The following is a 3996-nucleotide window of genomic DNA, read 5'->3' as shown; positions in this document are numbered from 1 at the left end:
GGGTAGTACTCGTGAGATTTTCCATAAGCGTTGTGGTCTACAAATCCCTTCTGCTCCAATATCCTAATGATTGTAGATACCGTATTGTAGGCAGGTTTGGGTTCCGGCATTTTGTCGATCACATCTCTGACAAATCCTTTTTTAATTTGCCACAAGATCTGCATGACTTGTTCTTCTGCTTTCGTTAGTTCTTTCATTAGCGGTTTGTTTAAATACTCTTAACAATAATAACACTAAAGTTTTAGTTATACAACTAATTATTTAGTTATATGACTACAAAAGAAAGCCTCAACATGAAGTTGAGGCTCAATAATTATATCAGTGTAAGCTATAAAGTACTCTTCTAAACCCGTCTGCCGCCAATTAATCTAAATAATATAGCGATCACGGCAAATACTAATAAAACGTGAATTAGTGAACCGAGACTAAATACAAAGAAGCCTAATAACCATCCGATGATTAATAGTATTGCTATAAAATATAATAAACTACTCATGTCAATTTTTTAGTTTGGTTTCCTAATGTAGTGTAAATAGTGTGCCATCACTTTAAATTTGCCATAACGGGCAAAATACACTAGCAAACTCAATAAAATTGACAACAGATTGTGTAATTATTTACACACCTTTTAGTATTGGGTGAAACAAAAGGTTAAAATGTTTGTGCCCATTTTCAGGGCTTCTATTCGTTTTGACTGTGGATCATTGTGAATACTTTGGTCTTCCCAGCCATTTCCTAAATCACTTTCGTATGAATAAAAGCATACTAATCGCCCTTCATAAACTAAGCCCAAGCCTTGAGCTGGCTGACCATCATGTTCGTGTATTTTAGGTAGGCCATTGCTAAACTTAAACTTTTGATTATAAATTGGGTGATCAAAGGGTAGTTCTACAAATTCTAACTCAGGAAATACCTTTTTCATTTCTAGTCTTATAAACTGATCTAACCCATAATTATCGTCAATATGTAAAAAACCACCCGCTTCAAGATATTTTCTAAGATTGGCGGCTTCTGCCTCCGAAAATACCACATTACCATGACCCGTCATGTAGACGTAGGGGTACAAAAATAAATCAGGGCTTCCAATCTCAACTACTTCGTCATCTTCTGATAGATTGATTGCGGTTTCTCTTTTTGCGAATTCAATGAGGTTAGGTAGTGCCGTTTTATTAGCATACCAATCACCACCTCCATCGTACTTAAGTTTGGCAATACTGAGGTTGCTCTGAGCAAATGTTAAACTTGTTGCAAATAGGATGAATAGGAGGGATAAATATTTTGTCATAGATATACACTTATCTCGATGAGAAACATAAAATTAATTCTTTTTCTAACTTTGATAGACTAAAACACAGAGAATTGGACTCAACTAGTATATTAATCAACATCAGAAAAATTATCAGGTCAGTAAACCTGGAGTCAAAACGGATTCAAAAAGAGTTTGGTTTATCAATACCACAACTTCTGGCTCTCAATTATCTCAACCAATGCGATGATTACAAATGTACACATAGCGAATTAGCAAAATATCTTAATTTAAACTCAAGTACTCTTACCGGAATCATCACAAGACTGGTAAAAAAAGGTTGGGTGGCCAAAATCCCAAATCAAAAAGATAGAAGGGTTACATACATTACGCTCACTGCTGAGGGTATGAAGTTACTTAAAAATGCTCCTCAGCTCATGCATCAGCGGTTAAGTCAAAAATTAGAAAAGCTATCTCAGGAAAAATTAGAAGAACTTGAAAGAGCATTTGATCTTTTGGTTGAATTTATGGAGATAGAAGGTGTAGAAGCTTCGGCACTCTTAACAATTGATGAGTTAAACCCACCGAGTGATCTTAGTTCTTAATAATTAGTTTGTAGTCAAACTATTATCCTTTCATTATTTATTAAAAAGGCTTAAAAATGGATTTTATGCCATATATTGCTATTTTTGCGCCTTAATTAGTTTGAGTAGAAATAAAATAATATATGCATATAATCGATCTGGCCATTTTTATTGTTTACATGTTAGCAATGCTGGGGGTAGGATTTTTCTTCCTTCGTAAAAATAAAGGCTTAGATGATTACTACGTAGGCGGTAGGGGTATGACCAGCTGGCATATTGGTTTAAGCGTAGTGGCTACAGATGTCGGTGGGGGTTTTTCCATCGGTTTAGGTGGGCTTGGTTTCACAATGGGCCTTTCCGGTAGTTGGATGTTATTTACAGGTCTTATAGGCGCCTGGCTGGCTGCAGTATTTCTTATACCGGTCGTAAGAGGTAATCCCGCATTTAGTAAATTTCATACCATGCCTCAGGTTTATAATTTTTTCTTTGATAAACGTGTGGCACTCACTGCAGCAATTATTTCAGCAATTGGTTATGCAGGTTTTACAAGCTCTCAAATTTTAGCAGGAGCCAAATTGGCTTCAGGCACATTCCAAGGTTTAGACTTATCTACAGCGCTCATTATCATGGGTACCATTGCAGTTGTTTATACTGTTATGGGCGGCATAAAAGCAGTAATCTATACGGATACCATTCAATGGATCATCTTACTTGCCGGATTGATATTTATCGGAATACCGCTTTCTTACTCAGCCATTGGTGGTTGGGAAGGTGTAAAAGATACTGTGAAACCAGAGATGATCACACTCACCAATATAAGTTGGCAAGACATTGTGTATTGGGTAGTCACAATTATTCCTATCTGGTTTGTGGGCATGACACTTTATCAAAGAATTTACGCTAGTAAAGATGTTAAAACCGCTAAAAAGGCCTGGTATCTGGCTGGTTTGTTTGAGTGGCCCATCATGGCTTTTATGGGTGTTGCTTTAGGCTTGTTTGCCAGAGTGGCTGCCGATCAGGGAATGTTTGATTATTTGGGAGCGGCAAACATCGCAGAAACTGACCCCGAGCAAGGTTTACCTATGCTATTACGTACTATACTACCGGTAGGACTATTAGGCCTTATGATGTCGGCCTACTTTTCAGCAATACTTTCAACAGCTGACAGCTGTTTAATGGCTTCTTCTGGTAATATCGTCTCAGATTTTATTCAAAAGTTTACCAGTAAATTCAACTCAGAAAAGTCAGTATTGAGACTCTCGCAGGTTGTGACGCTGATAGTAGGAATATTGGCCTTACTAATCGCCAGCGTCATGGAAAATGTGCTTAGCCTTATGCTTTATAGCTATGCATTTATGGTCTCGGGTCTTTTTGTTCCGATTTTGGGAGCCCTTTTCTGGAGTAAAAGTAGCTCTACTGGAGCATTTTGGGGTATGATAACAGGAGGTCTGGTTACTGCCACATTGCAAGCCCATAAATTGGCACTCTCAACTACGTTAAACAAAACTGAAGTGATGAACGTTTTTAATAAGGTAAGTGAGCAAGTTGACTTATCTTATATTGCCGTTAATGAGCTCACACCTGGTAAGATAATTAGCGCAATCAATTCATCGCAAATTATAGCTTTAGAATCAATTGAACTTTACTTTACACTTCCTTACAAGCTGGATCCCAACGTATTTGGAATAACCGCTTCTGCGATAGTGTTTGTAATATTATCACTAATGTATCCTAACAATAAAAAAGAGAAATAATGATTAAATACGAAATACTCACACCGGCAGAAACGATCGGATTAGTTCAGAGAGATGAGGTAGCTGAATTTTTATATGTACACCTGGATGAGTTTGGTGATAAAAAGGCAGATATTAAAAAAGCAATAGATTATGCTCTCGACAGTGGTGTAACGCCCGGAGGTTTCGTAGTTACTGCCAGAGATAATGATAAGATTATCGGAGCAGTGGTCATGAACAGAACAGGTATGGCAGGTTATATTCCTGAAAATATTCTTGTTTATATTGCCATGCATGGCGATTATAGAGGTAAAGGAATAGGCAAAGAATTGATGAAACACGCCATTGAAAAAGCAGATGGAAACATCGCACTTCACGTTGAACCAAACAATCCAGCTAAATTTTTATACGAAAAACTAGGGTTTACCAATAA

6 protein-coding genes are annotated in these 3996 nt (G+C 37.2%); 3 read left to right on the top strand and 3 right to left on the bottom strand.

The genetic code is table 11. From position 1 onward, the window contains the following. The 3 genes from E1176_RS04645 to E1176_RS04635 form a co-directional block, all read right to left on the bottom strand. On the bottom strand, positions 1–197 hold a 197-nt coding region (locus tag E1176_RS04645; protein WP_185152629.1), incomplete at its 3' end, for a BlaI/MecI/CopY family transcriptional regulator. Between the two features lie 146 nt (positions 198–343). Further along, positions 344–496, bottom strand: a complete 153-nt coding sequence (locus tag E1176_RS04640; protein ID WP_155209404.1) for a lmo0937 family membrane protein — start codon at positions 494–496, stop codon at positions 344–346. A 132-nt stretch (positions 497–628) separates the two neighbouring features. Then, positions 629–1285 (bottom strand): DUF4159 domain-containing protein, encoded by a 657-nt coding sequence (locus tag E1176_RS04635; RefSeq protein WP_155209403.1) that lies wholly within the window; start codon positions 1283–1285, stop codon positions 629–631. 74 nt (positions 1286–1359) lie between these two features. Between E1176_RS04635 and E1176_RS04630 the strand changes: the two genes are divergently transcribed. From E1176_RS04630 to E1176_RS04620, 3 genes are all read left to right on the top strand, one after another. After that, positions 1360–1851: a MarR family winged helix-turn-helix transcriptional regulator gene (locus E1176_RS04630; RefSeq protein ID WP_155209402.1), complete on the top strand. Its 492-nt coding sequence runs from the start codon at positions 1360–1362 to the stop codon at positions 1849–1851. Positions 1852–1973: 122 nt separating this feature from the next. Beyond that, entirely contained in the window at positions 1974–3584 is a 1611-nt protein-coding gene (locus E1176_RS04625) for a sodium:solute symporter family protein (protein ID WP_155209401.1), read from the top strand. Beyond that, positions 3584–3996: GNAT family N-acetyltransferase (locus E1176_RS04620; protein ID WP_155209400.1), on the top strand; the 413-nt coding region annotated here is incomplete at its 3' end. The genes E1176_RS04625 and E1176_RS04620, both read left to right, overlap by 1 nt.

It is taken from the genome of Fulvivirga aurantia (assembly GCF_009711475.1).
Classification (GTDB): Bacteria; Bacteroidota; Bacteroidia; order Cytophagales; family Cyclobacteriaceae; genus Fulvivirga; species Fulvivirga aurantia.
The sequence above is the reverse complement of the archived record's forward strand: the minus strand, read 5'-3'. Positions and strand labels throughout refer to the sequence as shown.